We start from the raw sequence: 26,393 nt of genomic DNA on the forward strand, positions 1-26,393 counted from the left end.
TGTCTATTCCCCCGCAGCCGGAACCGCATCATGACTTTGGGCAATCATGCCCTTGGCCACATTGGCGACCGCATTCAGGACGGCCTCGGGCGTTGCCGGGGCATTCAGCATCGGGATCACCTTGTAATCCCCGACCGATGCGATCGCATCAGCAATGGCACGATGCACTGAAATCGCCAGCATCAGCGGCGGCTCACCAACAGCTTTTGATCGGTGAATGGTTTTTTCAACGTTTCTTCCGGATGACCACAATTCAAGACGAAAATCTTCCGGTCGATCCGAACATGCGGGAATTTTATAGGTAGAAGGCGCATGCGTTCGTAAACGACCTGCATCATCCCACCACAATTCCTCGGATGTCAGCCACCCCATGCCTTGAATAAAACCGCCTTCGATCTGACCGCGGTCAATCGCCGGGTTCAGCGACCGGCCGACATCGTGGCTGATATCAACGCGTGTGACCTTATATTCGCCCGTCAGGGTGTCGATCATCACCTCGGAACAGGCCACGCCATAGGCGAAGTAATAGAATGGCCGACCCGACGCGGTTTCACGGTCGTAATGGATTTTCGGCGTCGCGTAATAGCCCGTCGCCGAAAGCGAAACACGCGCCAGATAAGCCTGTTTGACCAGATCGGCAAATTCCAGTTCGGTCACATCACCAACAATCACCCGGCCCGGAACAAACCGGACGGCAGCCTCGGCAACACCGTATTTCTCAGCCGCAAAAGCAATCAGGCGCGATTTGATGATAATCGCGGCATCGCGCGCGGCCATGCCGTTCATATCCGCGCCGCTTGAGGCTGCAGTTGCCGATGTGTTGGGAACCTTGCCGGTATTGGTTGCCGTGATCTTGATCCGGTCGAGATCGATCTGGAATTCCTCGGCCACGACCTGGGCGACCTTGATAAACAGACCCTGCCCCATTTCCGTCCCGCCATGGTTCAGATGCACCGATCCGTCCTGATAAATATGGATCAATGCGCCCGCCTGATTAAGGAAGGTCGTGGTAAAGGAAATACCGAACTTGACTGGCGTAATCGAAATACCGCGCTTGATCACCGGGCTTTGCGCATTGAACGCGTCGATTTCCTCGCGGCGCTTGCGATAGTCGCAAGATGCCAGAATATCGTTCGTCAGTTCCGCAAGGACATTATCCTCGACCGTCATGTGATAGGGCGTCGTGTTGCGGTCGGTTGTCCCGTAATAGTTGACGATCCGCACATCAAGCGGATCGCGGCCAATCGTCATGGCGATTTCATCGATGATCCGTTCAATCGCAACCATGCCCTGCGGCCCGCCAAAGCCTCGAAACGCGGTATTGGACACCAGATTGGTTTTGCAGCGATAGGACCGGATTTCGACATCGCCAAGGAAATAAGCATTGTCGGTATGGAACATCGCACGATCACAGATCGCGGCCGACAGATCGGCCGAGAAACCGCAATTGGCAGCATATTGAATATCCAACCCGCAAATCCGACCATCATCATCAAAACCGACATCATATTCGACGATAAAGTCATGGCGTTTGCCGGTCATGACCATGTCATCATCGCGATCCAGACGCATTTTCGCCGGGCGACCGGTTTTAACCGCAACAATCGCCGCCAGTGCCGCCCATTGTGATGCCTGCGTTTCCTTGCCACCGAAACCACCGCCCATACGGCGCACTTCGACGGTTACCGCATTGGCCGGACGACCAAGGACATTGGCGATATTGTGCTGAACCTCGGACGGATGCTGGGTCGAGCAATGCAAAAGCACATCACCATCTTCCTGCGGAATGGCAAAGGTGATCTGACCTTCGAGATAGAAATGGTCCTGCCCGCCGATTTCCATCACCCCGGACCGGCGATGTTTGGCGCGCGCCAGTGCCGATTTGGCATCGCCCTGCGCCATGACATGGGGCGGTGCAACGAATTGCTGTTTTTCAAGTGCTTCCTTGACGCTCAGGATCGCGGGCAGTTCTTCATATTCGATCTCGGCCAGCTTGACAGCATTGCGTGCCTGTTCGCGGGTTTCGGCGGCGACACAGAAAACCGGCTGACCGTAAAACTGAACAATCCCGTCGGGCAGAACCGGATCATCATGGGTATGGGCGGGTGACACGTCATTGACACCCGGCACATCATCCGCTGTCAGGACACACACCACACCGGGTGCGGATCGCACCTTTGACAGATCCATCTTCGTGATTCTGCCATGTGCGATTGTCGCCGCACCGGGGGCCAGATGAAGAGTGCCGAACGGTTCAAGAATATCGTCAACATAAACCGCTTCGCCCGCAACATGCTTCGGACCGCTGTCATGCTTGCTGGCAGACCGAACCCCGCCCGAAAGCCCCGGTGTCGGCGCCAGAAGCTCACCCGGGTCTTTGGTATCGATGGCTTTGGATGCGTTGTCAGACATGGGCAGCCTCCCTGCCAACCAGACGGGTGGCAATTTCAGGTGCCGTTGTTTCAATAAACAGTTTGGTCAAAAGGTTCTGCGCGACCAGCATGCGGTATTCTTTTGATGCCCGCATATCCGACATCGGTGCAAAATCCCTGGTCAGGGCCAGTTGCGCCGCGTTCAGACTGGCCTCGTTCCAATCCTTGCCAATCAGGGCCGCCTCGCACTTTTTGGCCCGCATCGGTGTTCCGGCCATGCCACCAAATGCCGCCCGGAACTCGACAACCTTGCCGCCATCAATCCGAATGGCAAAGGCCGCAAGAACCGCCGTAATATCCTGATCAAACCGTTTGGAAATCTTGTAGGCCTTGAACTGCACCCCGGCCGCAGGCTTCGGAACGATGATGCTTTCGACGAACTCGCCCTTGGCCCGGTCCTGCTTGCCATAGGTGATAAAGAAATCTTCAAGGGCAACTTCGCGACGGATATCGCCCATGCGCAGGGCAATGCGCGCGTCCAGTGCAATCAGGGCAGGCGGTGTATCGCCAATTGGCGATCCATTGGCGATATTGCCACCAACCGTCCCCGCATTGCGGATTTGCCGTGACCCGATCCGGCGGACCAGCTCTCCGACATCACCGGCAATCATGCCAAGTGCGTTATGGGCATCGCTATAAGTCACACCGGCACCGATAGTCAGAACACCATCCTTTTCCCGGACCGATTTAAGATCCGCGACATCCCCGATATAAATGATCGGATCAAGCCGTTTGAGCATCTTAGTCACCCAAAGCCCGACATCCGTCCCGCCCGCCAGCACCGTCGCATCGGGATGGGCCACCAAAAGTGCGGCCAGTTCATCGCTGCTGCGGGGGGCGAAATAACGCCCCACCGGCATTTCAAGTGCCAGCATGTCGGCACCTTCGACCATCGTGGACAATCGGGTCGCGATATCGGAACGGCGTTTTTGTTCGACCGGATCGGTTGCGCTTATGCCACCGGCCTTGCGGGCGGCTTCGATGATTGGTCCGTAACCGGTGCAACGGCAAAGGTTCCCGGCAAGGGCATCATTGATGGCACCCCGGTCATCCTCGCCCCCATCCAGCCAAAGCTGATACAGGCTCATGACAAAGCCCGGCGTACAGAAACCGCATTGCGACCCATGGGTTTCCACAATGGCCTGCTGCACAGGATGCAGGCTGCCATCTTCGGATTTAAGATGTTCAACAGCCAGAAGCTGCTTCCCATCAAGGGTCGGCATAAACTGGATACAGGCATTGACCGTCCGGTAACGCATGCTGCCCTGACTATTCGGTTCGCCCAGAATGACCGTGCAGGCACCGCAATCGCCCTCGGCACAGCCTTCTTTGGTGCCGGTCTTGCGCTCGTTTAAGCGCAGCCAGTTCAAAACCGTCATTTGCGGATCGATATCGCGCAGGCGACGTTCCTCGTTTCCGAACAGAAACCGGATATCATCGCGTGTATCAAGGGCCGGTTTGGTCATGATGGCCTCAGCTACCGCGATAGGTGGAATAGCCAAACGGCGAAAGCAGCAGCGGCACATGATAATGCGCCTGCGCATCTGAAATACCGAACCGGATTACAACCTGATCAAGGAATTTCGGTTCCGGCAGATCAAGACCGATGTCATCGAAATACGCACCTGCATGAAAGACAAGCTGATACTCGCCCGGCTTGAACGAAGCACCATCAAGCATTGGCGCATCGGTTCGCCCGTCGGCATTGGTTACGGCTTCGGCGACCAGATCATCATGGCCGTCACCAAAACGGTGCAGCTCGATCCGGATGCCGCCCGCCGGGCAACCTTTTGCCGTATCTAGAACATGGGTAGTCAGTCGTCCCATGCCGGGCCTCCTCTTTTCTCTCTCATGCGGTGGTCGGTCGCTTCTTCCCTGGTCGGCTTTTCTGGTTGATCGTTTTATGCCGAACGAATTTATAGCGTTTCAAAAAGGTCGCATTAGGACACGGATCGTGGAAAGAGGTGATAAAGTGAAACTATATCAATAATTCTTTGAAAAACGATTGCCACAGCTTCGTGCAGAATACTATCAAAGCCGGATAAAAAGCTTCTAAAAGCCAATAAAAAACCGGCCAAAGCGATTTCCCGTCCAGGAACATTATCAAAGTCATATTGATAGTGCGGCATAATCATCCATCAATCAGCGCGCAGGAGTTCTTCCTTGCTGCGCTGCGACCTATGGTTAATGCTACACCAAACAGCCCGCATGACAAAGCCGGGCGTTGCGATATCAGGAGAGGCCAAAGATGACCGAACAAAATTATGCACGCGACCTGATTGGCTATGGCCCCAATCCGCCAAAGGCCAACTGGCCGGGCAAGGCCCGTGTTGCGGTCCAATTCGTGCTGAATTACGAGGAAGGCGGTGAAAACTGCGTTCTACACGGGGATCGCGCGTCCGAGGCATTTCTGTCGGAAATCATCGGTGCCGACATGCGCGAAGGCGTTCGCCATATGAGCATGGAGTCGATTTACGAATATGGTTCGCGCGTTGGTGTCTGGCGCATCCTTAACCTGTTCCGCGAACGGCAAATTCCGATCACCATCTTTGCCGTTGCCATGGCGCTGGCCCGTCACCCGAAGGTTGGCGAAGTCGCGATGCGCGATGGTCATGAAATCTGCTCGCACGGCTATCGCTGGATCGATTATCAATACTTCCCCGAAGAACTTGAACGCGAACATCTTTACAAGGCGATCGACATCATCAGGGATGTGACCGGGGAGCGCCCGCTTGGCTGGTATACCGGGCGTACAAGCCCGAACACCCGACGGCTTGTCGCCGAAGAAGGCGGCTTCCTGTATGACGCCGATGATTACAGCGACGAACTGCCTTTCTGGTCAACTCTGACAGACACACCGCATCTGATCGTTCCCTATACGCTTGACGTCAACGACATGCGCTTTGCCGCCATGCAGGGCTTCAATTCCGGTGAACAGTATTTCCAGTATCTGAAAGACAGTTTTGATACGCTTTACGAAGAAGGTGCCGAAACGCCGCGGATGCTATCGGTTGGTTTACATTGCCGTCTTGTCGGCCGGCCGGGGCGGTTTGCAGCCCTGAAACGCTTTGTCGATTATGTGCGCGGTCATGATGATGTCTGGTTTGCACGTCGCGTCGATATTGCGCGTCACTGGCGTGAACATCATCCGTTTACCGAAAACAAATAAGCATCAAGAAAAACAAGAACTGAAATGGCCGTTATGACCAAACCTGAAAAATCATTGTTCGAAACCCGACCGCCCAGCACCTTGGCGCAAAGCGCCTTTGTCTCGCTGTATGGCGGGGTTTACGAACATTCCCCCTGGATCGCAAAGCAGCTTTATGATCGCGGCATCACGTCTGCCCTTGATGCCCCCGATGCGCTCGCCGATGCCATGGCAGCCGTGGTAAATGGCGCGGTTGGCGATGACAAACTGACACTGCTTCGCGCCCACCCTGATCTTGCAGGCAAGCTTGCCTTGGCGGAACTGACGCATTCCTCGCAGAATGAACAAACCGGTGCCGGACTTGATCAATGTACGCCCGATGAACTTGCCCGGTTTACGAAATTGAATGACGACTACAAAAAGAAGTTCGGTTTCCCGTTCATCTTTGCGGTCAAAGGGTTCCATCGGACCGACATCCTGAACGCATTCGAACGCCGCGTTAAAAACGATGTTGAAACCGAATTTAACGAGGCCATCAATCAGGTACACCGTATCGCCAAGCTGCGCCTCGAAGCCCTTTGATCGCCAATGACTGGCCCGAACAAAATAACCAATAATCAGGATTTAAAAGCCATGAGCCACCACACAAACCTTGATGCCCCGGAATTTACCCGGCGTTTTGTCAATCTGGCCGACGAACGTCTGGGCGCAGAAGCAATCTTTGCGACCGACGATTTCTTTGCCGACAAGCAACGCATGTTGCAAACCGCCGATGCCATTTTTTATCCGGATAAATATGATGACAATGGCAAGTGGATGGATGGCTGGGAAAGCCGCCGGAAACGTGTGGAAGGTCATGATTACTGTGTGGTACGGCTGGCAACATCGGGCCGGATTTACGGTGTCGATATCGATACCAGCCACTTCACCGGCAACTTCCCGCCCGCCGCATCGCTAGAGGCATGCTATTGCCCGGATGGTGATCCCGCCGAAGATACAACCTGGATCGAAATTGTTGCCCCGATCGGGTTGCGTGCCGGTGTCGGCGCAGAAGCCCACCATTATGCTGACGTCACGGCAGAGGGCGTTTTCACCCATGTCCGCCTGCATATCTATCCCGATGGAGGCATTGCCCGTCTGCGCGTTTATGGCCGCCCGGATCGGGACTGGTCAAAAATGGCAAGCAGTGCCGATCAGATTGATCTGGCAGCCATGATCAATGGCGGCGTGGTCCTGACATGGTCGGATGCCCATTATGGCAACCCGAATGCCATTCTGGCCCCGGGCAGAGGCATCAATATGGGTGATGGCTGGGAAACCAGACGGCGCCGCGAACCCGGCAACGAGTGGCTTATCGTTGAGCTCGGCCATCCTGGCGAGATCGAGAAAATCATCGTCGACACCTGCCACTTCAAGGGCAACTATCCCGACCGGGTTTCCATTCAGGCCGCCTATGTGGATGGTGAAAAGGATAAGTCGCTGCGCGCACGTTCGATGTTCTGGCAAACCATTTTGCCTGAACAGAAAATGCAGGCCGACCATATCCACGAATTTGATGCGTCGGTCATCGCCAAGCTCGGCCCGGTATCGCATTTGCGCGTCAATTCCATTCCCGATGGCGGGATCAGCCGCCTGCGCATTCTTGGCAAACCGGCAAAGCGATAAGACTATGAAACTGAAAGTCGAACCGCTAAACCCCGCGGCTTTTGCCCCGTTTGGCGAGGTGATATCCACCGCCACCGCGCGGGACGAATATAAAATCAATCTGGGGACAACAACGCGGTTTCACGACATATCGCGCGTTGATGTCGGGGACGAAGGTGGCATACCAATCATCAGCATTTTTCGCGGCACACCGCGCCCGATGCCGATTGAAATCAAAATGATGGAACGCCATCCACTGGGCTCCCAGGCGTTCGTGCCTCTAAGCGGTCAGAAGTTCCTGATTGTTGTGGCAGAGGGTTCAGATACCCCTGCCCTCGAAGACCTACGCGCCTTTATCTCGGACGGGACACAAGGTGTGACTTATGCCAAGAATGTCTGGCACCACCCGCTTCTGGCGCTTGAACCAGAAAGTGATTTTCTGATCGTGGATCGCAGCGGCCCGGGCAACAACCTGAACGAAATTGATCTGCCGATGGTTGATGATACGCCTGTAACGCTTGACTGGCCCCAGACTTGAGAAAACGATCACAAGACATTGCACCCTGATCAATTGCGATCAGGGTCGTTTTGCCAGTCCCTGATTGCCAAGATACCGGTGCAGTTCGCTGGAATCACCGACAACATCCTCGGCCCCGGCCTGCATTAACATTTCGGCATCTTGCGGATTTCGATGGCCTCCACCAAGAAATCCGACGGATCGCATCCCGGCCGCCCCGGCGGCAATAATCCCGGCGGGGCTGTCTTCGATCACAAGACAGTTTTCCGGTTTGGAACCGCATTCCCGCGCCGCATGCAGGAAGATATCCGGGGCCGGTTTGCCATTTGCCACTTCCTCGACCGAGAAAATCCGCGCCTCGAAGAAATCAAGCAAACCGGTATTTCCAAGACAGGTATCAAGGCGTGCCAAATCACTGCCCGATGCAACGCAAACCGGCACATCAAGTGATTTCAGAACCGCGTCAATGCCACCAATCGCCCGCAGATCTGTTTCAAAAAGACTTCCGAGCAGATCTTCACATTCTTTCTGATACTGCACGGCGTCAATCGCGGTTGCGTGATCATTATTCAGGCAGTCGACCATCCCGGCATAGGACACACCGCCAAAACGGCGCGCCAGGTCATCCGACGAGACTTCAATGCCATAGCCTGCAAGTATCTGAACATCGACGGCAAACGACAGCACTTCACTATCGATCAGCACCCCATCGCAATCAAAGATGACAAGATTGATCACTGTGTTGCCGCGCCGCCACCCAGATCAAGGGCAAGCAACCGTTTCTGGATTTCCTGTGACAGCACCGCACTTGGCTGCGCCTCAAGGGCGCGCTGATAAGCCGCGCGTGCCATTTCGGTTTTGCCCATCGCAAGGGCATTTTCGGCAAAATGCGCAAGATGTTCAGCCGTCGGCATTGCCTTGTTTACAGCCACAAATATCTCTTCTGCTTCCTGATATTTGCCCTGCTTATAAAGCACCAGCCCGTAGGTATCGAGCGCACCGGGATCACCGGGTGCAACCTGCAAGGCACGCTTGATCAGACGTTCTGCTTCACCCAAATTTTCACCACGAACCGCATAATGGAAGGCAAGCCAGTTCGCCGCACCGGCATTCCCCGCATTCGATGCCTGCGTTGCTTCTGCCAGCATGGTGTTGCGATAGGTTTCCATCACCGCCTTGATGGCATCGCTATCAAGACCATCAACCCATGTCAGACCGACACGGACCGCCTTGCATCCCTTGCCACCCTTTTCCTGACAAAGGGCAACGGATTCTTCAACCGCGCCCAGCACGGTCGCGCTCGGCCCGGCGGCATATTCAACCCCTGCCTCGTCACGCGATAGCGCCTTGAAATCGATCATCGCCCGGTATCGTTCGTCAACCGGCTTTTCCGCCGGGCTTGCGAACATATCCTGAGGCTCCCATTTCGCAGAGGTATCGCCGCAGGCCGCCAGCGTTAGAAGGGCCAGGCCCGCAATGAGATGATGTGTCCGGATCAACAAAGCAGTCATTCCCTGATGCTGTTTCATGTGATGACAAAGCATAGCCTGTCCCGATTAGGCAGGCGTTAACGATACTGGCCCCACTGCACCCCACCGATCAAAAGATCGGAATAACGGGGTGAAACCGCTTTGAAATTACCATCGGCAAGATCACGCAACATTGCCGCATGGTCGATTTCGTTCTGGCCATGGAAGAAACTGGTCACAATCTGCCAATCATCATCCGCGACCTCATAACGATAGATATCAACATAATCACGCGCCGTGAAAAAGGCTGCTTCTTCCATTCCATCGCCGTCAAGATCGACCAGCAACAATGCGCACTGGTCCGGGGCTCCTGTGCCTGAACCTTCCTTGCGACAGAAGCGGCGATCATATTCAAGCTGTGCTTCAAGCAATCCGGTTACGGCTTCCCCAGGCACGCGATATTCCGCAGGATAAACCGGAATATTGTCAATTTCGCCCATCACCCGTCCGGCATCGGAATCGATATGGCTGCGCAGTTCAGCAAGTGGCGGCACCGTGTCGGGTTTTGCCACGTCAAGTTCAGCAAGTGCCTTCTCGCCCGGCATTCCAAGATTTCGGGCAATGAAAGAAAGATCAGCCGTGTCCCAGTCTGCCATCGACAAAAGACGGCTTTGCTGATTGCGCGCCGAAATGCTGACCGGGTCAAGCAACGGCAGATGTATGATAAAGGCCGTCAGGGCCCCACAAATCGCGATATGGCCAAACGCCCGGCGCAACGATACCGGGGTTGACTGGCGACGGCCAAATGCCGCCACCGAAAGCCATATCGTCGCCATCAAGACAAATACCGCCGCCCAGATCGCATAAATCCGCGATGGGGTCAGTCCGTATTCACGCACCCGGATATAAATCGTTGCCATCGCAATCAGGGCAAAAATCGGTGCCATCCACAATGTAAAGCGAAAGACACGATCACCGATCCGGCCAAACAAGGTTACACCTTCGCCTGCCTGCACCGCCCCAAACAGTAGGTAACTTAACCCTGCTGCGGCGGCCATCACGGTCCACCAGACACCAAATTCCTGATCCAGCAGAACTTCCCAGCCACCCAATGCCGCCGCAATCAGAAACAGGAAAAGCCCCAGAGCCTGAATCGGATAAAGAATGCGGAACATTCCGCCAATCACTTGGCGGACCGGGATCAGAAGCCCCGATTTTTCACGCGCAATGAGGATACCTGTGGCAAAAGCCGCCCCCGAAAGGGGCATCGCAACATACGCCTCACTGATCAGGTCCCAAATCTGGTCGATCCCCACCAGCATAAACAGCGAAGACAAGGCATAAAGAACGGGCCAGACAACACCAACCCCGACCAAACCAAATGCCAATGCCAGCTTGATTGACCAGATTTCGGGCACCAGTGCCGCCCGATCCGGATAGTTTGGTAAAACAGTCGTCTGCAACGGCCCCCATATCCGCCATATGGCGACAGCAAGCCCGACCCAAAACGCCTGACAGGCGAGCAAACCTAAAATGGCGACATCATCGGTATGATCGAACCCGACCAGATGCTGAAATGCCAGCACCTGAAGGGCTGCGAGGGTTGGTAAAACAAACGTCACCGCAAGATCATCACGCAGACGACGCACGCCAATGGCAAACCAGCTGCAATAGGCCAGTGCGGCAATAAAGGTCATTAGACTCGCCAGAAGATAGTCATCCTCCCAGCGATAATCGATCAGATACCAGAATGCGAAGCCATATGCCGCGCCGCTAAGGGGGAACAGCCAATGCGCTTTTTTCATCGGTTTGCCTTTGCTCGTGCCCGATTGTTCGGGTCAGGTTGTCTTTATAAACAGTATTAAAACAGAAAAAGCCGCCGGGATCATCCGATCTCCGGCGGCTTTAACTTTTTGTCTTAAAAAGACTTTTTTATGGTCTAAGCCGATCAGGCGCGGCGTTCTGCGATCATCTTTTTGATTTCGGTGATCGCCAATGCCGGGTTCAGGCCTTTCGGGCAGGTATTGGTGCAGTTCATGATCGTGTGGCAACGATACAGGCGGAACGGATCTTCGAGCGCGTCGAGACGTTCACCGGTATATTCATCACGCGAGTCAGCCAGCCAACGATAAGCCTGCAACAGAACAGCCGGGCCGAGATAACGGTCGGAGTTCCACCAGTAAGACGGGCACGCGGTCGAGCAGGAGAAGCACAGGATGCATTCCCACAGACCGTCAAGCTTCGCGCGTTCTTCACGCGACTGCAGACGCTCGCCATCGGGCGGAGTCGGGCTATCGGCCTTCAGCCACGGCTCGATCGAGGCGAGCTGTGCATAAGGCTGCGACAGATCCGGCACCAGATCCTTGACCACCGGCATATGCGGCAGCGGATAGATTTTGACCTCGCCCTTGATGTCCTCGATCGGTTTCAGACACGCAAGCGTGTTGCGACCGTCGATATTCATCGCGCACGAACCGCAAATGCCTTCGCGACAAGAACGACGGAATGTCAGGGTCGCGTCGATCTCGTTCTTGATCTTGATCAGCGCATCAAGAACCATCGGACCGCACTTATCAAGGTCAATGTCGTAAGTATCGGTACGCGGGTTATCGCCACTGTCAGGATCATAACGATAGATCTTGAAGCTGCGGGTGTTTGTCGCGTCAGCCGGTGCAGAGAACGACTTGCCCTCTTTAACGACCGAATTGGCGGGAAGATTGAATTCTACCATCTCTCAAATCCTCTCTTGCCGCGCCTTAATAGACGCGCTCTTTCGGCTCGATATACGACACTTCATCTGTAAGGGTGAAGTTATTGACCGGACGATAGGTCAGATCAACGCCATACCCTTTGTCCCAATCGACAGTCGCAATCGTGTGCTTCATCCAGACTTCGTCATCACGCTTCGGATAATCCTCGTGGGCATGTGCCCCGCGTGATTCGTGACGGGCCTCGGCGGAATTCATGGTTGCAGCAGCGCAGACCATGAGGTTTTCGAGTTCCATCGTTTCGACGAGATCGGAGTTCCAGATCAGCGAACGATCCGACACGGCAACATCAGGAAGCGTTGCTGCGGTCGCGGAAAGCTTTTCGACACCTTCCTTGAGAATCTCGGCAGTACGGAACACGCCGCAATTGCCCTGCATGACGCGCTGCATTTCCAGACGGATTTCGGCGGTCGGACGAGAACCCTTTGCCCAACGCAGACGGTCGAAACGTGCAATAGCCTCGTCGCCATCGGTGGTTTTGAGTTCCTTGTAGGATGCCTTGGCATCGACGACTTCGGCGGCGTGCAAGCCACATGCACGACCAAAAACAACAAGGTCGAGCAACGAGTTGGTGCCAAGACGGTTTGCACCGTGGACCGACACGCAGGCCGCTTCGCCGGCCGCCATCAGACCCGGAACGATTGCGTTCGGGTTATCCGCGGTCGGACGCAGGACTTCGCCCTTATAGTTGGTCGGAATGCCGCCCATGTTGTAATGAACCGTCGGCAGGACCGGGATCGGTTCCTTGGTCGCATCAACACCGGCAAAGATTTTTGCGGTTTCGGTAATACCCGGCAGACGTTCCCACAGCACTTCCGAACCAAGATGTTCAAGGTGCAGGTGGATGTATTCACCGTGTTCGCCAACACCGCGACCATCACGGATTTCCTGTGCCATACCGCGCGAAACGACGTCACGTGACGCAAGGTCCTTAACGGTCGGTGCGTAACGTTCCATGAAACGTTCGCCTTCGGAGTTGGTCAGATAACCGCCCTCGCCACGCGCACCTTCGGTGATCAGGCAGCCAGAACCGTAAATGCCGGTCGGGTGGAACTGAACGAATTCCATGTCCTGAAGACCAAGGCCTGCACGTGCGACCATGCCATGACCGTCACCGGTGCAGGTATGGGCCGAGGTGCAGCTAAAGAATGCGCGACCATAACCGCCCGACGCCAGAATGGTCATCTTGGCGTTGAAACGATGGATTTCACCGGTATCAAGATCCCAGGCGACCAGACCTTTGCACGACCCGTCGTCACCCATGATCAGATCAAGGGCGATATATTCGACAAAGAATTCGGCTTTGTGTTTCAGGCACTGCTGATACAGGGTGTGCAGCATGGCATGACCGGTACGGTCAGCCGCGGCACAGGCACGTTCGACCGGCGCTTTACCGTGGTCACGGGTATGACCACCGAACGGACGCTGATAGATTTTACCATCTTCGGTCCGCGAGAACGGCATGCCGTAATGTTCAAGTTCATGAACAGCCGGAACAGCGTTACGGCACATATATTCGATCGCGTCCTGGTCACCGAGCCAGTCGGAGCCCTTGACGGTGTCATACATATGCCACTGCCAGTGATCTTCGGACATGTTGCCAAGTGATGCACCAATGCCGCCCTGCGCCGCAACGGTGTGCGAGCGGGTCGGGAAGACCTTGGTGATACAGGCGGTTTTCAGTCCGGCTTCGACCGTACCAAGCGTCGCACGAAGACCGGCGCCGCCTGCGCCCATAACAACGACGTCGTAGTTATGGTCGATAATTTTATATGATTCGCTCATTGGTTCAGGCTCCGGCAAAAACGATACGCATGACCGACACGATGGCAGCAACCGACAGGAATGCGGCCACAGCCTTGATCAGGAACAGCGATACGATTTCTGCTTTACGGTTGTGCACATAATCCTCGATCACGACCTGAAGGCCGTGCGTGAAGTGCACAGAAACACTGATGATCATCAGGATCATCATGGTCGAATGGAAATACGAGCTCAGCCAATCACGGACTGCATCATAGTCGGCCGTATGGCCAGACAGGATCGATATGATGAACCAGATGCCGAGCGGAAGGTTTGCGACAGCGGTAACGCGCTGGGTCCACCAGTGCGACGAGCCACTTTTAGCAGAACCGAGGCCGCGAACACGGCCCAGATCGGATTGCATTTTCATGACAGGTTTGTCCCCTCTTGCCCGGCCTTAGGCCAGACCGATAATCCAGGTAAGAATGGTCAGCACGATTGCCGCGCCAAAGACGATCGGGTTGCCTTTTCTGGCGCCCTCATTCGTCAGGCCGCGACCGGTATCCCAGACAAGGTGCCGGACACCGTTGCAAGCATGGTAATAAAATGCCGCCGTCCAACCGAACAGCAGCAGCAGACCAAACCACGAGGTGAAAAATGCGTGATAGCCGTCAAATGCATCACGACCAGCGCCGGCACCAATCAGCCAGGACGCCAGAAATACGAAACCAATGGCAAGACCGACACCCATCGCACGGAACGAAATGGACATCTTGGCTGCCATCGGAAGCCGGTACACCTGCAAGTGCGGAGACAGCGGCCGATTGGCTTTGCTCATAGCGGATTTGCCTCTTCTCAAAGTAGCTGGCGGGAAAGCAGGGTTTATTTACCCATGCAACGGGTTTGAGTCAATCTAGACACCTTTGAAATCCAAAGAAATCCGCGATCAAATTCCGTTTTCGCCTCGGTTAAACTACGTAGTTGACCTCTCTTGTGCCGTCTACGACCCGCGGGAAGGGCCAAGGGTTCCCCCTTAATGCAGAAAACGGCGTAACGTGCATTTAGCAATCGCACAATTAGACCTTAATACGCAAGACTGCACCTGCCAGATTATCTGGGAATTAAAACGGTATAATCAAAGTCCAGAAGAACGCCGGAGTCATATTTTCCTTCTGCGTCACGTAACGGGAAGTCAGATGCCTGCCGATCGCGCACCGCAACAAGACGCAAACGAAGCGCACCGATGTCTCGCCGCCCCGGAATTTCAAACTTGTCCAGCACCTCCGACCAAGCAAACACCGTATCGCCGGCAAAAGCCGGATTAGCATGCGCACCGGCATTAATCGCAGCAATACGAAAACCGTTGCCAAGCCCGTTAAAGGACAATGCACGTGCCAGTGAAATGATGTGCCCACCATAAATCAGCCGCTTGCCAAACCGCCCGGCACCTGCCGCAACCTGATCAAAGTGAACCTTGGCCGTGTTCTGGTAAAGACGGGTTGCGATCTGGTGTTCGGCTTCTTCGATGGTCATGCCATCGATATGATCGATTTTTTCGCCAATCGCATATTCACCCCAACGATGGGATGCCCCGGCCAGCTCAAAATCATAGGCCGACAGATCAAGGCTTTTGGGTATCTGCAATGCCTCTGGCGCAACAACGCCTGGCAATTCAGGAAGAACTGTTTCAGGTGCCCCGGCACTTTCATCATGTTTGCGCACCATGACCCAGCGATTGTAATCCAGCACCATCTCGCCGCGCTGATTACGACCGATGGAATTGACGTAAACCACACCGCTCTTGCCGTTCGAGTTTTCCTTAAGCCCGATCACGGTCGATACCGTACTGACCGTATCGCCAGGATAGACCGGCGCGCCAAACACCCCACCGGCATAACCAAGATTGGCAACCGCATTTAACGACACATCTGGCACGGTTTTGCCAAAAACCATATGAAACGCCAGAAAATCATCCACAGGCGCGCGATCAAACCCGATCCGCCGGGCAAATTCATCAGATGACTGCACCGCAAAACGGGAACCATAAAGGCCGGTATAAAGTGCGACATCACCGGTCGTGATCGTGCGCGGTGTTGCGTGGCGCATTTCCTGACCGATGCGGAAATCCTCAAAATAATTTCCGGGATTTGTTTTCGATGCCATGGTGCCTCCCTGCATTTATGGCGCTTGGTCTGACGGGATGGCATGCCGGTTCTTTTCGCGCTTTTTATCCGGCTATGCGACCGGGCTTAAGCCGCGTCCATTTCCGCAATCTGATCGGCCATTGCGACCAGACGCTTGGCCGAAACCACATGCAAATTCTCGATCAGTTTGCCATCGACCACGACAACACCTTTGCCCTCTTGTGCCGCTTCCTGATGGGCGGCAATGATTTTGCGTGCCCAGGCAATCTCGCTTTCGGCTGGGGCGAATGCGGTATTAGCAGCCGCAATGGTTTTGGGATGGATCAGCGTTTTGCCATCAAATCCCATTTCGCGCCCCTGCTTACAGGATGCGGCGAAGCCATCATCGTCCGAAAGATCAAGATGAACGCCGTCAAGGATCGCAAGGCCATAGGCACGGGCCGCCAGCAGGCAAAGGCCAAGACTTGTCATCATTGGCAAACGATCAGGCGTATGAGCACAGTTCAGATCCTTCGCCAGATCAGATGTCCCCATCACAAAACCGCCAAGACGCGGATGAGCCCCTGCGATTTCCCTGGCATCAAGCATCGCAAGCGGCGTTTCCATCATGCACCAGATACGCATATCCGCATGCGCACCCTGCGCTTCCATGATGGTCGCAACCTGTCGGACCGTATCGGCACTTTCCACCTTTGGCAGCAAAATCGCGTCGGCCGATGTTTTGGCCGCAGCCACGATATCGGCATATCCCCACGGGGTGTTTAATCCGTTGGTCCTGATCTGGATTTCACGTTTGCCATAACCACCTTCTGCCAGCGCGGCAACGATCTGATCGCGGGCAACATCCTTAGCGTCGGGTGCCACCGCATCCTCAAGATCAAGGATCAGGCCATCAGCAGGCAGACTGCGCCCCTTTTCCAGTGCCCGGGCGTTGGAGCCTGGCATATATAAAACGGAACGACGCGGACGGGCAGTTGCAGCCACGGGACACCTCCACAAAGCGTAATTTTTGTACAATACTTAATAATAATCTTTGTGAAAATTACCCAAACTCAAAATACGCTTCAAGTCACTTTTTGCAGTGCGATATCGGGAACGGGCTGCGGCTTATTATTTAACAATCAGTACTTGCTGATCTTGCGATGATAAAGATAATAGCATTAGAGGGGACTACTACGCACAATAATTGAATCCAGGGGTCAGAATGAAATCGCAACCTGCTAAGGCGTTGGTAGTCGCTTTATGCGCCACCAGCCTTTTAAGTGGTTGCGTTACCAACGGCGGTAACGGCAACTTTCTGAGCATTACGCCCGGGGCAAATGGCGAATGTGAATATAACGAAGCAGCCTATGTAATCGGCGGAGCATTGCTGGGCATCGGTATCGGTCTGCTTGCGGGTGGTGACAACAGAGGGGTCGCAACAGTAGCCGGGGGAGCCGCTGGCGGACTCATTGGCAAAGGAGTGCAATCGTACCTTCAGAACAGATGCAAAGAACTTGCGGCTGTTAAAAAGCAAATGAAAGAAAGTGATCTCAATGTTCAGGCAGTTAACGCACCTGCACCAAGCAGCTGGGTTAACCCGGACGCATCGTCACCAAAAGAAGGCGAACAAGGCATCATCGTTACTGTTTCTAATGCAATGATGTTTGCCAGCGGCTCATCTGTACCAACAAAGTCTGCCGCTGCTGATCTGCAAAAATTGGCAAAGACCTATGCAGGCAAGAACCGAAAGGTTTTGATTATTGGGCACACGGACTCGTCCGGCCCCGAACAGCTGAATCGGACCCTTTCGGAAAAACGCGCACGCGAAGTTGCCAAAATCTTTGAAAGCTCCGGGGTCGGCCTGGCTGATCTGTATTACAAGGGTGCCGGCGCAGATCGCCCGATCGCAACCAACCTCACCGCAGAAGGGCGCGCTGCAAACCGCCGGGTTGAGGTCGTCGAACTTGGAACGGAAGAGGGCATCATCGCCTATGATAATTTTGTTGAAAGTGATCCAACTCTTCCCTCTCGCGTTGTGAAATCGCAAGAGTCACCTTATATTCCCCGGCCTCCTCAAACGTCCAAACCAGCGACGGAAAACAAACCCGAACTCCCCTCCAAAACGATACCAACAGTCGCCTCCTTGAAATCTGGCAGCTCAATCGATTTCGGCGGCCTGCCCATTGATGAGTTCGATCAGAACTTGGCTGCTAATGTGGAGAAAAGCCAAGTAGAAAAATCTCTTTTTTCTACTTTGTGGCCGGTCTCTGAAGCAAAAGCCTCCAACGAGACCGACATGATGCTTGGAACGAATTGCATTAATGACAGTTATAGACCAGTTGGAAGCATCATGTCTCTGGACGGAGACATGCCGGTTCATCGCACATCGGATTATATTCCCGGACTTTACTCGACCTCATGGCATGACACTGTTAACGGGCATCTTATTGGCCTGACCAAGGTGGCTGTCTTGGAAGATAGCGGCCTTGTCGAGAAAGCGCCCGGTCTCTTTGTCTTTGAAAATTACAAGAAAGGGGACCAAGCACCGACCCTTAGCGCCGAGGGCTCTGCAAGGTCCTATATCGGCGCGAACGGCGTGGTCTATCGCGTATTCTTTGACGAAGGTGCATGGCCGGTCAGATGTATCGATACCTTCTTCCCGCGAAATGTGGCTCAACAAGGCCTCGCGCAAGCTCGGATATATTACGACAAAGATAGCAAAGTCTTTGCAAACGAGATGCACTTGAAAATCGCCAAAAGCACGGAACAATAAAATGGATGAACTTTACGCATTCTTGCTGTTATATCGTGCCATCATTGGCGCAGCTGTCCTTACCGCAATCTTTGTCATTCTTGTCATTGCTTGGTGGGATGAAGTAAAACTGTTTTTCAAGAGCGCTCTCTACAGCTTACCCCTGATCGGTAAGACGCGTCGCTTATCAAAAGACATCTCGGTACGCAGAGATGGCTGGTTTGCATCCGAACGTACTCTTTGTGATGACTTTGCTGGTGACATCCGGCGAATTGCCGCAGATCCCGAAATGTATGACCGCTCCAAAAGCTATCTGGGGAAAGTACAAGAACTGGGCAGGAACGAACTGGGCATCCTCATGCGTGTTCTCCTGATCGCAATGGTATTTGTCGAAGCCCTCGGTTTTGCGTATGTGCTTGCCGGATACACGCTGCCCGGAGCGAGTGAACAGTTACAGGTTCAGGGATCTTTCTTTATCGCCTTTCTCATTTCCTGCGTGTTGGTGTTTCTTACCCACCAATCAGGTCAGGAACTTCACAAGCGAGGCCTGATCAAGAAAATTCGGACCTGGTGGATCCATGACAATGCGGAAGACCGCCCTAATCTTCTGGGTCGCACAAACAAGGTCACACTTGAGAACGATCAGGTGGATGATAACGATCCCGCCTATATGCAAATTCTGCATCGCGTTGACACTAATGCACATGTTACGCCCGGCGCTCCGATGTGGACCATCATCGCCGCGATCGCCATTATCGGTGTCGCAATTGGAGCGACATATGTGCGCTATGAGACCTATCAACAGGAAAAAACTGCGGAAACCATTGGCGCGAACACCTCGCCAAACAATTCCCTTTTCTCGCTTGAAGGCCTAGCGTCTGAAGGGCTTCCTGATGTTTTGACCGAGCCGCAGACAGAAGCCAATAATCAAGCGCACAATGAGCAAGAGGGTGCGCGTGACGCTGCCAACTTGACGACCTATGCCATTTTGGCGACCCTCTTTATCCTTATTCAAATCATGGGTATTGGCATCGGTTATAAAACCGGATTTGCAGGTAAAGAAAGCTCGACCGCACGGCGCATCATTCGCAATTTCCCAAGCAGAACATCTTACGAAGCCTGGTACGAACGCAAACGTGATGCAATTGCGCGGGTCGCGCAAAAACACCTTTCAAACTTGCAGGCACGACTGACCGAGAACGCAACTTCCAATGGTGTAGATAAAACGCATAGAGAAGTTATACAACACTCAGCTGACCGCACCTTTATCGAGCATTACGAACAAACGGAAATCAAGGCAGAGCAATCCCGCCAAAACAGCGAAGCTCGAAAACTTTCGCGTACTGTGGAAAGCAAACTGCAACCATCGGAAAGCATCAAAACGACCACCGCGCCAGAACCTGTAAACCAGGGCAAGACAGCAGCGGAGAGTCCGGAAGAAATGGAAGCACGCATTCGCAGGGAATTGCTTGCCGAAAAAGAGGCAAAAGAAAAGCATGTCGAAACCGAAGACGAAATGCGTGAACGCATGCGTAAGGAGCTCGGACTTGGATCTTAAACGTTTAGCTCCGAGAACTATACAGAACTTCGGGCCACTTTTTGCCGTCGCAATACTAGCTGGAGCGTTGATTTTTTGGTTTGACCAAAAGACGGCAAATGCCACAACCGCAAAAATCGGCAGTTGCTATCAATTGGTCACGCTGGGGGATATTGATCCCCCGTCTGCGTCACGCGACTTATATGTACTTGTCGACCAGACAATGACTCTTCCCAAAAAACTCCAAGAAGAAACATATCGAAAAATTATCGAGTTTTTGCGCCCAGGGGATGTCATACAGATTATCGGATTTTCTGCAAATGCTGCTGGTTTCTATACTGAGGTCATTCTCAAAGGCATTATAGATAACCGCTTAGGCGATGAGATTCGCTACTCCGTCTCCAAGAAAGTCCTGCACCAACTCGATCAGTGCTATCAGGCTCAGGACACCCAAGTGCGTCAATATACAGGACGCGCCTTAATCCACGCATTTTCCCAAGCAACAACAGAGCTCCCCAAAACAGAAATTGTTTCCAACCTTGCGGTTGTTGCAAAGGACATTATCGCCAAGTCGGAAACACCTGAAAAATATGTACTGATCGTTTCAGACATGATGGAAAACTCGGACCTCATGTCCCTGTATGGCAACGGCAAGCTCGAAAACCTGCCCATCGATCAGGAAATCAAAAAACTGGGCGAAAAGCTGGCATTTGAAGATATGAGCAACGCCAAAGTATATGTCATTGGCGGAGGCTATCTTGACAATGGCAATTACAGATCATCCTTGGAATTGAAAGCGCTGGAGCATTTCTGGGCAAGCTACTTTGAGCATTCCAATGCTGAACTCAAGCAGTTTGGCACCCCGTCATTGCTGAGCGGAATTGGAAACTAGATCTTCCCTAAAAGACGGATGACCAGAAGTGGTCACCGTCTTTTTCACCCAGAACCATCACCGTCGCACTCCGCCCCGCAACCAGCCGGACACTTTCAGGGACGCTATCAAGCGATACGCGCACCGGCACACGTTGCGCCAAGCGAACCCAGCTGAAGGTCGACTTGACATTTGCAAGGCTTCCCCCTGCGCCCGACCGTTCACTATCCTGAATACCGCCTGCGATGCTGACGACATGGCCGTAGATAGCGTTATCTTCCCCCATCAGACGGACTTCAACATGATCGCCGATTGCGATACGCGGCAGTTTGGTTTCTTCGAAATAACCCGCCACATAAAATGACTGGCTATCGACCAGGGCAGCAATCGCCTGCCCTGCACCAACATAGTTCCCCCGACGTAACGAGAAATTCGTCAGGATGCCATCAACCGGGGCAACAACCTTGGTACGTGCCAGATTCAAAACCGCAAGGTCAAGATCGGCCTTGGCCAGATCCATATCTGCCTGTGCGGTCGCGAGATTGGTTGCAACCTGTTCTTTTTTCTGACGCGAAACAACGTCGCTATCAAGCCCCCGGTAGCGTTTCACTTCACGCTTGGCCTGATCACGTGCGGCAATGGCACTTTCAAGTTTTGCCTGTGCCTGATCAACGGCCACCTGATACCGGGCTGGATCAATGGAAAACAGCAAATCCCCGGCATGAACAATCTGGTTGTCGGTGACATTTACCTCACTGACCAGCCCGGCGATGTCCGGCGCAATTGCCACAACGTCGGCACTGACCCGTCCATCCCGGGTCCAAGGAGAGTTCATGTAGTAGTCATAAAGCTGATAACCGCCAGCAGATGCCGCCAGAACAAGAACAAGCGTCACCAGAACGCGAAGGGAATTGGCAAAAGTCGGTTTCACATCGTCACCTATTGAACAAACAGAGCCGAAAGTGCCGTCAGGATCAGCACGAACAAGGCCAGATCCGTTAAAGCGGGATGCGCGGTTATCTTGTAAAAACCGATCCGCGCAAGGGCGACATGCAGCACTTTCAGGCAGAACCAGGCGCCAAGCGCCATTATCAGAAAGGCGGGCACAAACACGCCGTAAACATCGATCATCGGATTGATCATGCGGTTTCTCCGATCAGGGGTGGCAGATCGGACACGAATGCCTTATCTGCCCGGCGATCCAGCACCGGTGCGCCCGCGCGGCATAAGGCACGGCGCAGCGCAATCAGCGGGATCAGCAATTTAGCGCGAAGCGGTGTGGGTGAAATTGCCACGACCTCACGCAGGATATTATCGACTTCATCAAGGATCACAGGATCGGGCAGTGCGCCAAAATCTCGGCGGCGATTGTCAAAATGACGCGCCATGTTTCGCAAAACCACATCCAGTTTGGTCGCGATCCTTTGATCCGCCAGCGCCTTAAAACGATGCAGGTCATAAATGCTGGCAGCAATCGAGACCTCCGGCATTGACCGGATCAAAGTATCGCGATGGTCTGGTGCCAATGCCAATCTGGGCAAAATCAAACCCTGCCGATCCAGTAAACGGCGGATCATGACCATGCGCGGCAAACGGAGCGTCCCGCGCGCAATAGCACTAATGTCGCGCCAGTTTGACATCACCAGTCGCCGAATGCTGGCATCGACTGTCACGCTGCGTACAAAGGCCGTAACAAGTGCCGCGACAGCAAAACCGGCAAGCGATGCCAGACCGCTATCGAGCAGGGTGGCAAAGTTGCTGCTGTAACTGGTATCGACATTCAGGATCATCACGACATTGACCAGCATCGCCAGACCAAACCCGTATGTCTGCGGGGAAGTCATCAACACCCCCAGCAAAAGGAAATAGGGTGCAAACGCCATAACAAGAAGCGGGAAGCCATCAATGCCGGGCAGAATCGCAAGGCTGTAGATAATCACGACAACAATTGCCATCGCGGTATAACGGATGAAGCCCTTCAAGGCCGGAACCGGATTATCAAGGAACGACATGATACTGGCACCGACTGCTGCCATCATCGCCGCCGTCCCACCCGTAGGCCATGCCGTCATGATCCAGAAACCGCATACCAGCAAGGTTGCAATCACCGCCGTCATGCCGGACCGGAACGCAACACCGTAATCGCGATGCAAAGCCCGCTCCTGCGCGCTATCGCGCCAGCGATCCACGACGTCGACTGGAACATTGTCGACACGCACCCCATCCCACAACCGGCAGCAATCGGAATAAAAATTCAAAAGCCGATGCAGACGATTACAAAGATTAAGCTGCAACAGGCCATCCCATTCCGATGCATTCGAAAACTCGGCACCATATGCGGCAATTCGCGCATGAAGCGCCTGCGCTGACAAACCATCGTAGTGGCCGGTTGCCATATGGATCGCCACATCATCAAGAATGGCCCGCAAATCTTTGGGGATGCTCCCACTGTAATCGACAAGCGCGGTTATTCTGTCATGAACGGCGAAAAACACAGGCAAAAGAGCGGCTATCGCGCTTTGCAGGGCTTGCAATTGGCGGGTTCGCCCAGCAAATCGGGACTTTTCATATCCCAGATGAACAGAAAGCCCGTGCAATTCACCAATATCTGCCGCGATGCGTGTCCGGTCCTGATGCAATTTTTCAGGATCAGAACCAGCATCAAAGCTTAGCTTTGCCAGGTCGGCAATATCGCCCATCCAGCCATCAATCCGTGCCGCGACGACCGGGCCGACATGGCGTGGGAAAATGATATGACTGACCAGTGTGGCACAAATGATGCCAAGCGTAATTTCCTGGACGCGCGCAACGGCCGTATCAAAAATAATCCCGGGGTCCGTTACGCACGGAAAACCGACAATCGCCGCGGTATAGCCCGCCAGCATGAAAAGGTAGCTCTTGGGCGTCCGGTCCAGTCGGGAAAGATAAAGGCAGCCCCCAACCCAAATTGCGAGCGCAAGCGATAGCAAAGCCGGCGCATTCACAAGATTGGGCACCATTACAATCGCCGCAACCGCCCCAATGATCGTTCCGATCACACGATAAAGTGCCTTGGACGCCAGAACACCGGACAAAGGATGGGCAACGATATAGACCGTTGCCATCGCCCAGACAGGCCGATCAAGATCAAAGGCCAGCGCAATGAACAATGCAAGAACCGCCGCGGCAAATGTTTTTGCCGAAAACAGCCAGTCAGCACCTTTAGGACGCAGGGCAAGAATATTTGCAAACATCTTATCCCCCGCACCCTAAGCGTCGCCACCGCGTTGCGCCAGTTTGTCAAGCAATTGCTGCATGACATCAAGAGTGGTCGCAAGATTTTCGGGGTCGATATCGGCCGTGAGTTCGTTGCGGATATCGGCAAGAATGATCTCGATCTCGGCGGCTTTGTCTTTACCTGCTGCCGTTAGCGCAACCATTTTGGCGCGCCGGTCGCTCAGATCGCAAACACGCGAAATAAGTCCATCGCGTTCCAGCGCATCAATAACCCGCACAAGAGACGGGCCTTCGACGCCGATTTCATCTGCAATCAAACCTTGCCGTACGGGACCGGCTGCCCGGTTGAGAACAATCAGGGGCATTACCATGGTTTGAGACAAGCCTTGCGATTGTAATGTGCTGTCGATCTCGCGACGCCAGCAACGCGCGACACGCATCAACGTGCTTCCAAGACTCAGATAAGGGGTATCAATATCATTGTTTTCCATGATGCAAAGCATAACAGAGAAATTAGATAGTATCCTAACTATTATAATCCTATCAGTTATGCGCTGTAAGCATAAATGTCCGCCCGCATGCTCGCGATGAACAATTAATCGATTAGTTTCAATTATTTAAATTGCACTGATCTATTGCGCCTTGCCAAACAGGCCCGACAACAGCAGGCCCGTTACAGGTGGCACCTCGTTCAACGCGCGCCCATTGGACAAGAAAACAATCGCGACATCCTGTTTGGGGAACCACGAAAATTCCGCAGAATAACCGAAATAAACCCCGTCATGCCCCCAAACAGGTCCCCAATCGGTTTTGCCGATCATCATGCCATAGCCATAGGAACCTTCGCCGGCGAATAATGTATCCGTCGTGGCCCGCTCCAGCGCGTTCGCGCCCAGCAAAATACCATCCGCAAACAGCGCCCGGCCAAATTTCAAAAGATCTTCTGCGGTTGAAATCACCCCGCCATCTGAAAGCTGATCGCCGACATCAAAATCGGTCACATCCTCAAGCTTGCCATCCCCATTGGCGTCATCAAAGCCGCGCGCAAGATCATCGGGGCGCGGATACCGGCCAAAGGATGTATTGCGCATTTCGGCTGGCTCAAAAATCCGTCGATTGAACACCGCTTCGATGTGATCGCCTTCGACCTGTTCTATCAGGACACCCAGCAGGATATAGTTGCTGTTGGACGGGTTATATTGGGTACCGGGTTTGAAATGTGCTTCACGGCCCGCAATCAGCGGCAGCAATTCGCGATTACGCCAGCCGTGCTGGGGATCGCGCCCGACCAGCTCAAAGAAAAATTCCCCATCCAGATAATCGGGAATGCCTGAACTATTGCGCAAAAGATCACGAACGGTCGCAACATTGGCATTGGCAATCTTGTCGCGGAATTCCGCAGGAAGCCATTTGGCAATCGGATCGGAAAGGTCGATGCGCTTTTCAGATGCCAACTGCAACACAACCACCGCAGTCATCATTTTGGTCAGTGACCCGATATAGAATTGCCTGTCCTGGGTCATGCCCTTGTCGGGATTTACCGCTGCATACCCGGTTGCGGCAAAGCGCATCTGACCGTCACCATAACCAATGCCGATTACTGCACCCGGCAAACCGGCCTGCTCGACATATTGCCGCAAAAATTTGACAAGCGGATCATCGGGCTCGTTTTTTTCCTCGGCATATGCCGCCGACGGCACCGATACTGCGACAAGCAGCAGAAATAATACCGGCACCAAAAGCCGCCAAAACCCTGAAGTCACGACTTTGTCCCCACAAAACGTCAAATTTGGTGCCAGCATTGATGAAATTGTTTATCGGCTGGTTAACCTGTTGATTGATCTATCTGTTCTATCCATGCGACCAGAGCAGCACGAAATTCCAAAGACGGGACCCAGACAATCTCTTCGTCCTGCTCTTCATATGCCGGAGCAATTTCGCAAATTGCCGCATCCATTTTTAAGATATAGGCATTCATTGCCATCTCCCAATGGTCTTCACTGCCATTGATGATGGCATCCACCCGATCAAGCACGATTTGCGCCCATTCCGGTGCATTCTGAATATCCAGAACAAGACAGGCAGCGATGCGATCATGCCCTTCATCGCCAACAATCCTGCCGGGCCAATCGGGTACCATCATTTCACCGCCTGCCATTTTCAAGCCTCA

At 53.7% G+C, this 26,393-nt stretch carries 25 protein-coding genes; 7 read left to right on the plus strand and 18 right to left on the minus strand.

Translation table 11 applies throughout. The features are described 5' to 3' along the window. Positions 1–3 precede the first annotated feature (3 nt). The 3 genes from xdhB to uraH are packed head-to-tail and all read right to left on the minus strand — an operon-like array spanning position 4 to position 4,259. Positions 4–2,412 (minus strand): xanthine dehydrogenase molybdopterin binding subunit, encoded by a 2,409-nt coding sequence (gene xdhB / locus IT971_RS19555; RefSeq protein ID WP_063092556.1) that lies wholly within the window; start codon positions 2,410–2,412, stop codon positions 4–6. Continuing rightward, positions 2,405–3,898 carry a xanthine dehydrogenase small subunit gene (xdhA, locus tag IT971_RS19560; RefSeq protein ID WP_063092555.1) on the minus strand — a complete coding sequence of 498 codons (1,494 nt, stop codon included), beginning with the start codon at positions 3,896–3,898 and terminating at the stop codon, positions 2,405–2,407. Before xdhA ends, xdhB begins: the two co-directional genes overlap by 8 nt. 7 nt (positions 3,899–3,905) lie before the next feature. Beyond that, positions 3,906–4,259, minus strand: coding sequence for a hydroxyisourate hydrolase (gene uraH / locus IT971_RS19565; protein ID WP_062960626.1), 354 nt, complete (start codon positions 4,257–4,259; stop codon positions 3,906–3,908). A gap of 421 nt (positions 4,260–4,680) precedes the next feature. On the opposite strand from uraH, the gene puuE reads away from it, so the two are divergent. From puuE to IT971_RS19585, 4 genes are read left to right on the plus strand one after another with little or no spacing between them, the layout of a single operon-like run. Next, positions 4,681–5,601 carry an allantoinase PuuE gene (gene puuE / locus IT971_RS19570; RefSeq protein ID WP_063092554.1) on the plus strand — a complete coding sequence of 307 codons (921 nt, stop codon included), beginning with the start codon at positions 4,681–4,683 and terminating at the stop codon, positions 5,599–5,601. A 33-nt stretch (positions 5,602–5,634) separates the two neighbouring features. Further along, positions 5,635–6,162 carry a 2-oxo-4-hydroxy-4-carboxy-5-ureidoimidazoline decarboxylase gene (gene uraD / locus IT971_RS19575; protein WP_063092574.1) on the plus strand — a complete coding sequence of 176 codons (528 nt, stop codon included), beginning with the start codon at positions 5,635–5,637 and terminating at the stop codon, positions 6,160–6,162. Between the two features lie 51 nt (positions 6,163–6,213). Beyond that, positions 6,214–7,245, plus strand: a complete 1,032-nt coding sequence (alc, locus tag IT971_RS19580; protein ID WP_063092553.1) for an allantoicase — start codon at positions 6,214–6,216, stop codon at positions 7,243–7,245. 4 nt (positions 7,246–7,249) lie between these two features. After that, positions 7,250–7,762 carry an ureidoglycolate lyase gene (locus tag IT971_RS19585; RefSeq protein WP_063092552.1) on the plus strand — a complete coding sequence of 171 codons (513 nt, stop codon included), beginning with the start codon at positions 7,250–7,252 and terminating at the stop codon, positions 7,760–7,762. A gap of 39 nt (positions 7,763–7,801) precedes the next feature. On the opposite strand, the gene IT971_RS19590 is transcribed toward IT971_RS19585, so the two are convergent. The 9 genes from IT971_RS19590 to IT971_RS19630 form a co-directional block, all read right to left on the minus strand. Next, positions 7,802–8,479, minus strand: coding sequence for an HAD family phosphatase (locus tag IT971_RS19590; RefSeq protein WP_063092551.1), 678 nt, complete (start codon positions 8,477–8,479; stop codon positions 7,802–7,804). Further along, complete coding sequence (locus tag IT971_RS19595) at positions 8,476–9,252, minus strand: type IV pilus biogenesis/stability protein PilW (RefSeq protein WP_223304889.1); 777 nt, start codon at positions 9,250–9,252, stop codon at positions 8,476–8,478. Before IT971_RS19595 ends, IT971_RS19590 begins: the two co-directional genes overlap by 4 nt. A gap of 56 nt (positions 9,253–9,308) precedes the next feature. Beyond that, entirely contained in the window at positions 9,309–11,015 is a 1,707-nt protein-coding gene (locus IT971_RS19600; protein ID WP_063092549.1) for a DUF4153 domain-containing protein, read from the minus strand. A 143-nt stretch (positions 11,016–11,158) separates the two neighbouring features. Further along, positions 11,159–11,941, minus strand: a complete 783-nt coding sequence (locus IT971_RS19605; RefSeq protein ID WP_063092548.1) for a succinate dehydrogenase iron-sulfur subunit — start codon at positions 11,939–11,941, stop codon at positions 11,159–11,161. A 25-nt stretch (positions 11,942–11,966) separates the two neighbouring features. Beyond that, positions 11,967–13,763, minus strand: a complete 1,797-nt coding sequence (gene sdhA, locus IT971_RS19610) for a succinate dehydrogenase flavoprotein subunit (RefSeq protein WP_063092547.1) — start codon at positions 13,761–13,763, stop codon at positions 11,967–11,969. Between the two features lie 4 nt (positions 13,764–13,767). Beyond that, positions 13,768–14,151, minus strand: a complete 384-nt coding sequence (sdhD, locus tag IT971_RS19615; RefSeq protein ID WP_007088830.1) for a succinate dehydrogenase, hydrophobic membrane anchor protein — start codon at positions 14,149–14,151, stop codon at positions 13,768–13,770. 27 nt (positions 14,152–14,178) lie between these two features. Further along, positions 14,179–14,559, minus strand: a complete 381-nt coding sequence (gene sdhC, locus IT971_RS19620; protein WP_007088829.1) for a succinate dehydrogenase, cytochrome b556 subunit — start codon at positions 14,557–14,559, stop codon at positions 14,179–14,181. A gap of 272 nt (positions 14,560–14,831) precedes the next feature. Continuing rightward, positions 14,832–15,884: a MaoC family dehydratase gene (locus IT971_RS19625; protein WP_063092546.1), complete on the minus strand. Its 1,053-nt coding sequence runs from the start codon at positions 15,882–15,884 to the stop codon at positions 14,832–14,834. An 86-nt stretch (positions 15,885–15,970) separates the two neighbouring features. Then, positions 15,971–16,849: a CoA ester lyase gene (locus tag IT971_RS19630; protein WP_063092545.1), complete on the minus strand. Its 879-nt coding sequence runs from the start codon at positions 16,847–16,849 to the stop codon at positions 15,971–15,973. A 220-nt stretch (positions 16,850–17,069) separates the two neighbouring features. On the opposite strand from IT971_RS19630, the gene IT971_RS19635 reads away from it, so the two are divergent. The 3 genes from IT971_RS19635 to IT971_RS19645 are packed head-to-tail and all read left to right on the plus strand — an operon-like array spanning position 17,070 to position 21,028. Continuing rightward, positions 17,070–18,620 (plus strand): OmpA family protein, encoded by a 1,551-nt coding sequence (locus IT971_RS19635; RefSeq protein ID WP_063092544.1) that lies wholly within the window; start codon positions 17,070–17,072, stop codon positions 18,618–18,620. A 1-nt stretch (position 18,621) separates the two neighbouring features. Then, complete coding sequence (locus tag IT971_RS19640; RefSeq protein WP_063092543.1) at positions 18,622–20,157, plus strand: hypothetical protein; 1,536 nt, start codon at positions 18,622–18,624, stop codon at positions 20,155–20,157. Next, positions 20,147–21,028 carry a hypothetical protein gene (locus IT971_RS19645; protein WP_063092542.1) on the plus strand — a complete coding sequence of 294 codons (882 nt, stop codon included), beginning with the start codon at positions 20,147–20,149 and terminating at the stop codon, positions 21,026–21,028. The genes IT971_RS19640 and IT971_RS19645 overlap by 11 nt, the downstream gene beginning before the upstream one ends. A gap of 7 nt (positions 21,029–21,035) precedes the next feature. Here the strand turns inward: IT971_RS19645 and IT971_RS19650 are convergent, their stop codons facing one another. From IT971_RS19650 to IT971_RS19675, 6 genes are all read right to left on the minus strand, one after another. Then, positions 21,036–21,938: an HlyD family secretion protein gene (locus IT971_RS19650; protein ID WP_063092541.1), complete on the minus strand. Its 903-nt coding sequence runs from the start codon at positions 21,936–21,938 to the stop codon at positions 21,036–21,038. Between the two features lie 8 nt (positions 21,939–21,946). Next, on the minus strand, positions 21,947–22,150 hold the full coding sequence (locus IT971_RS19655) for a DUF1656 domain-containing protein (RefSeq protein ID WP_063092540.1): 204 nt from the start codon (positions 22,148–22,150) through the stop codon (positions 21,947–21,949). After that, on the minus strand, positions 22,147–24,240 hold the full coding sequence (locus IT971_RS19660; RefSeq protein WP_063092539.1) for an FUSC family protein: 2,094 nt from the start codon (positions 24,238–24,240) through the stop codon (positions 22,147–22,149). The genes IT971_RS19655 and IT971_RS19660 overlap by 4 nt, the downstream gene beginning before the upstream one ends. Positions 24,241–24,255: 15 nt before the next feature. Next, on the minus strand, positions 24,256–24,663 hold the full coding sequence (locus IT971_RS19665; protein ID WP_223304891.1) for a MarR family winged helix-turn-helix transcriptional regulator: 408 nt from the start codon (positions 24,661–24,663) through the stop codon (positions 24,256–24,258). Between the two features lie 192 nt (positions 24,664–24,855). Then, positions 24,856–25,986, minus strand: coding sequence for a serine hydrolase (locus IT971_RS19670; protein WP_223304892.1), 1,131 nt, complete (start codon positions 25,984–25,986; stop codon positions 24,856–24,858). Positions 25,987–26,048: 62 nt separating this feature from the next. Continuing rightward, on the minus strand, positions 26,049–26,381 hold the full coding sequence (locus IT971_RS19675) for a hypothetical protein (RefSeq protein WP_063092536.1): 333 nt from the start codon (positions 26,379–26,381) through the stop codon (positions 26,049–26,051). Positions 26,382–26,393: the final 12 nt, after the last annotated feature.

The organism is Thalassospira sp. B30-1, assembly GCF_015767575.1.
GTDB classification, from domain to species: Bacteria; Pseudomonadota; Alphaproteobacteria; order Rhodospirillales; family Thalassospiraceae; genus Thalassospira; species Thalassospira xiamenensis.